The sequence below is a fragment of the Mesorhizobium sp. M7D.F.Ca.US.004.03.1.1 genome (assembly GCF_003998635.1).
In the GTDB taxonomy this organism is placed as follows: Bacteria; Pseudomonadota; Alphaproteobacteria; order Rhizobiales; family Rhizobiaceae; genus Mesorhizobium; species Mesorhizobium loti.
Genome location: NZ_RZQG01000464.1, coordinates 1 through 4,713, shown reverse-complemented (window position 1 = coordinate 4,713; position 4,713 = coordinate 1). Strand labels below are relative to the sequence as shown.

Below are 4,713 nucleotides of genomic sequence, written 5' to 3'. Positions count from 1 at the left end.
GCCATAGCGCCCAATGGCCTGCTTCGCTCGGGCAGGCCATTGGGCGCTATGGCTCGCAACCTCGGCGCCTGGGTGGCGATCGTGCTCGCACTGATCGCCGGCTACCAATATCGCTATGAACTGCAGGATGTCGCCAGCCGCGTGACCGCAGGCCTTGTTCCCGGCAGCCCGCTGGCCCTGGGTGTCGAAGACGGCCACGCCACGGTGACGCTCGACAAGGCGGACAACGGCCATTTCGAAGCGCGCATCCTGGTCAATGGCAATCCGGTCCGAGCCGTGGTGGATACCGGCGCGACCAGCACCGTGCTGACGTCCGAAGACGCGCAAGCCGCCGGATTCAATCCAGCGGCGCTCAATTACACCATCCCGGTTTCGACCGCCAACGGCATAGCGCGCGCCGCGGCCGTGAAAACCGATCAGATTGCGATCGGCGGCATCATGCGCAGGGACATGCCGGTGATGATCGCTGCACCTGGCATGCTCAGCCAGAGCCTGCTCGGCATGAACTTCATCGGCTCGCTGTCGGGTTTCGACGTGCGCGGCGACCGCATGATCCTCAGGGATTGAGCTCCGGCTCCCAGACTCAGGCCGCTTCGGCCGCCACTCCACTGAGCTCGACGGCTGCGAACGCCGTCTTCAGCACGTCCGGCCCGGCTCCGGGCCGGACGGCGTCGCTGGACAGGATCTGGCGGTAGCGGCGCGCGCCGGGCAAGCCATGGAACAGGCCGACCATATGGCGGGTGACATGGCCAAGCCGCCCGCCCCGCTCGATATGGCGTGCCGCATAGTCCGCCATGGCATCGATCAGCGCGGCGAAGTCGAACGCTTCGGACTTGGCGCCGTAGAACGCGGCATCCACGCCGGCCAAGATGCCAGGCGTATGATAGGCGGCGCGGCCAAGCATGGCGCCGTCGATATGATCGAGATGTGCCCGCACCTCCTCAATCGACTGAATGCCGCCATTGATGCCGATGAATTCGCTTTGTTTTCTGGCCTTCAGCCGATAGACGCGGCCATAGTCCAGCGGTGGGATGTCACGGTTCTCCTTGGGACTCAGCCCTTCCAGCCACGCCTTGCGCGCATGCACCCACAGCGCGTCGGCGCCGGCGCCGAAAACACCATCCGCCAGCGCGTCGAGGGCCGGCTCCGGATCCTGGTCGTCGACGCCGATGCGGCATTTGACGGTGACGGGAATTGTCGCCGCCGCCTTCATCGCTGTGACGCAGCTGGCGACGAGGTCCGGCACCTTCATCAGGCAGGCGCCGAACGTACCCGACTGGACGCGATCTGACGGACAGCCGACATTGAGGTTGATCTCGTCGTAGCCAAAAGCCTCGCCGATGCGCGCCGCCTCGGCAAGTTTTTCGCGATCCGAGCCGCCGAGCTGCAGGGCGACCGGATGTTCCGCTGCATCGAAGCCGAGCAGCCGCTCGCGAGCGCCATGAATGACCGCGTCGGCGACCACCATCTCGGTGTAGAGCAGCGCACGGCTCGTCAGCTGGCGATGGAAGAACCGGCAATGTCGGTCCGTCCAGTCCATCATAGGTGCAATAGCCAATCTATGTGCTTGATATTGCTTCATTTTTCTAATAGTCTCAACTGGTTAGCTCGTACCAAGTGCACACGAATTTACGCCCCCATGCGACGCTTTTCGCCACGTTTCGACATCTGAGTACACACGAAAGATGGCCACTTTCACAAGACTCCCTTCGGGCTCTTGGCGCGTTCAGGTCCGCCGCAAAGGCCGCTATGTCAGCGAGACGTTTCTGCGGCGCGACGATGCCCGACTTTGGGCAATAGATGATGAACGTCAGATCGACCGCGGCAAGACACCCAGCGAGTCGCGAATTTCGCGCCTGAAGACCTTCGGCAAACTCATTGACCTTCATATCGATGATATGTGCGATGTGGGCAAGCCCCCGCTCCGCTCCAGGCGATCGACCGTTCGCCGGGCGGCACCGGGACGACTTCGGCTCGCCTGGCGCAACTCTATGGGAAGGGACGACTGAAGGTCGGCGACACCTTCCGCCAGGAAAGCCTGATCGGCACCGTGTTCGAGGGCCGCATCGAAGCCGAGGCCGATGTCGGACCCTTCAAGGGCATCAAGCCCAGTGTCGGCGGTTGGGCACGGATCATCGGCCACAACACGATATTCGTGGACGATCGCGATCCATTGGCCCACGGATTCCAGATCAAGTAGGCGGAACCAAACGCAGGGATAGCGTCGGGCGCGTGGCTGAACACGATCGTGTTGGACAATGATGATGCTTTTCCGGAAGGTTTCACCGTGGGAGACATATGGCTTGAACTTCGGGACTCGCTGCTCGTTTCGCCGCGTAGGCTTGCAATCGACAAGGAACAACAATGCGTACGAAAGCCTCCATTCGTGTCGTCGGCTGTCATGCCGAAGGTGAAGTCGGTGATGTCATCGTCGGAGGCGTCCTGCCGCCGGCGGGCCTCACGATGATGGACAAGATGATCACGATGGAACGTGATCACGACCACATAAGGCGGATGCTGATCTGCGAACCGCGCGGCAGCGTTGCTCGGCACGTCAATCTCCTGGTTCCGTCGACGCGCGAGGATTGCGTCGCCGGTGCCATCATCATGGAGCCGACGGAATATCCTCCGATGTCCGGTTCCAACACGATCTGCGTTGCCACCGTACTGCTCGAAACCGGCATGGTGCCGATGCAGGAGCCCGAGACACGCTTCAAGCTCGACATGCCGGGCGGCGTCATCGAAGTTCGCGCCGAATGCCGCGACGGCAAATGCCTGTCGATCACTTTCCGCAATGCACCCGCCTTTGTCGATCGCCTGGATGCCAATATCGAGGTCGAGGGGCTAGGCACGCTCAAGGTCGATATCGCCTATGGCGGCATGTTCTATGCAATCGTCGATGCCAAGGCGCTCGGCTTTTCGGTTGCTCCCAATGAGGCTCGCGAGCTGGCGGTCGCCGGTGAGAAGGTCCGACGGGCCGCGCGCGAACAGCTCGATGTCGTCCATCCGGAATTCGACCATGTGCGCGGCGTGTCGATTGTGCAGTTCGCCATGCCGTTCCAGGGCCCTGGCAACGTCACCCGCAACACCTGCATCGTCTCGCCGGGCCGCTCGGACCGCAGCCCGACCGGAACCGGCACATCGGCCCGCATGGCCGTGCTGCAGGCCCGCGGCTTGATGGGTGTTGGCGACGTGTTAGTCCATGAATCGATCATCGGCTCGCGCTTCACCGGCAGGATCCTGGAGCTGACGCAGATCGGCGATCGCAAGGCGATCGTTCCGGAGATCACCGGCCGGGCCTGGATCACGGGCGAGCACAGCTATTATCTCGATCCAACCGATCCGTACCCCCAAGGCTATGTGCTGTCCGATACCTGGGGAACCTCCACCTCGGTGAAGCAGTAGGTGCACCGACAGCCGGGCTGTGCGACGATGGCAAAGGGTAAGGTGTTTGTGGATTGCCGGCGGACGACGATCGATTGCATCGGCGAACTGATGCAGCTGATCGCCGCGGGTGCGACCATTCGTTCCGATATTCGCTTGCGGGCACTGCGACATCGTAAGGCGCTGTCGGCCAGATAAGGACGGAGGCAGGCGGTGAAGAAATCGGCGGAAGAAGCACCCGGCATCGACCGATTGAAGATCGGCTTTGTCCTCGCTCGCTCCTTCACCCTTTCCGCGTTCGCGCTGTTCGTCGACACGCTAAGATTGGCGAGCGACGAGACCGACAAATCTGGCAGGGTTTTGGCCGATTGGCAGCTCCTGGCGAGCACCCGAAACCTGATCACCTCCAGTTGCGGAGTCCAGGTCGCGCCGACATCGGATTTCGTGGACCCGAGAGAGTTCAACTATATCGTGGTCGTCGGCGGGCTGCTGAACGGTGAATTTCCGGTCGACAGCGAGACAGTCAGCTACCTCAAGCGAGCCGCCGCTGCGAAAGTCCCCTTGATTGGGGTCTGCACGGGAACGTTCATCCTGGCCGAGGCTGGCCTGATGAAGTACCATCAGACTTGCGTCAGCTGGCTCCATTTTCAGGCTTTCCGCGAGCGCTTCCCGGATCACGCGGTCAGGGCGGACCGTCTGTTCAATCTTGACCGCACCAGGGGATCATGTGCCGGCGGCAGCAGCGCGGCAGATATGGCCGCGTCGATCGTCAGGCGCCATATCAGCAGGGAGGCCGAGACAAACGCACTCGAGGTGCTGCAGATCGAGAAGGCGCGCTCGGCGTCGGACATCCAGCCGCGCAGACCGCTTGCCATCGAGAGCCATGATCCCAGACTCAAGGCTGCGCTCATCATCATGGAGAACCATGTCGAGAATAGAATCTCCATTCCCAAATTGGCCGCCTTGGTTGGACTATCACGAAGGCAACTCGAGCGCCTCTTCATTGAGAAAACAAACAGTTCTCCGGCGGTTGTCTACACAAGGGTGCGTCTGGAGCGAGCGAAATACCTCCTGATGCAGACCCGGGCTCCGATGATCGAGATCGCGATCGAGGTCGGCTTTGAAAACGCCTCGCATTTCTCGAGGCTCTTCCGTCAGACTTATGGTCAACCACCGAGCAAGTTCAGATCGGCCGTTTCGAACTGACTTGCCGAGGTTGATAGAGTGACGCCACAACCGCTTTGGGTCTCGACGAGAGGTCCGCAGTGACGGCGCCGGAAGCGTCGCCTACCCCTCCCGACTGCCTACCTTACCTGCCGTTAGCCTGTC

At 61.8% G+C, this 4,713-nt stretch carries 5 protein-coding genes and 1 pseudogene; 5 read left to right on the top strand and 1 reads right to left on the bottom strand.

Features of this window, described 5'->3' with window-relative positions:
• Positions 1–567 (top strand): TIGR02281 family clan AA aspartic protease (locus EN935_RS22885; protein ID WP_127373630.1); only part of this gene is annotated, 567 nt, incomplete at its 5' end.
• A gap of 16 nt (positions 568–583) precedes the next feature.
• Here the strand turns inward: EN935_RS22885 and dusA are convergent.
• The gene (gene dusA, locus EN935_RS22880; RefSeq protein ID WP_109671219.1) at positions 584–1,582 is read right to left on the bottom strand and encodes a tRNA dihydrouridine(20/20a) synthase DusA; all 999 of its coding nucleotides are present in this window, start codon (positions 1,580–1,582) and stop codon (positions 584–586) included.
• A gap of 348 nt (positions 1,583–1,930) precedes the next feature.
• Here dusA and EN935_RS22870 point away from each other — a divergent pair.
• The 4 genes and pseudogenes from EN935_RS22870 to EN935_RS22860 form a co-directional block, all read left to right on the top strand.
• Positions 1,931–2,200, top strand: a pseudogene (locus tag EN935_RS22870) (proline racemase family protein); the annotation flags it as partial.
• 164 nt (positions 2,201–2,364) lie between these two features.
• Entirely contained in the window at positions 2,365–3,405 is a 1,041-nt protein-coding gene (locus EN935_RS22865; protein ID WP_109671217.1) for a proline racemase family protein, read from the top strand.
• Positions 3,406–3,432: 27 nt separating this feature from the next.
• On the top strand, positions 3,433–3,582 hold the full coding sequence (locus EN935_RS40885) for a hypothetical protein (RefSeq protein ID WP_164771274.1): 150 nt from the start codon (positions 3,433–3,435) through the stop codon (positions 3,580–3,582).
• A gap of 15 nt (positions 3,583–3,597) precedes the next feature.
• Positions 3,598–4,590 carry a GlxA family transcriptional regulator gene (locus tag EN935_RS22860; RefSeq protein ID WP_127264177.1) on the top strand — a complete coding sequence of 331 codons (993 nt, stop codon included), beginning with the start codon at positions 3,598–3,600 and terminating at the stop codon, positions 4,588–4,590.
• Positions 4,591–4,713: the final 123 nt, after the last annotated feature.

Bases quoted from the DNA above. Each gene is read 5' to 3' on its own strand.
- EN935_RS22865 (WP_109671217.1), top strand. From the start codon at position 2,365: ATGCGTACGAAAGCCTCCATTCGTGTCGTCGGCTGTCATGCCGAAGGT.
- dusA (WP_109671219.1), bottom strand. From the start codon at position 1,582: ATGAAGCAATATCAAGCACATAGATTGGCTATTGCACCTATGATGGAC.
- EN935_RS40885 (WP_164771274.1), top strand. From the start codon at position 3,433: ATGGCAAAGGGTAAGGTGTTTGTGGATTGCCGGCGGACGACGATCGAT.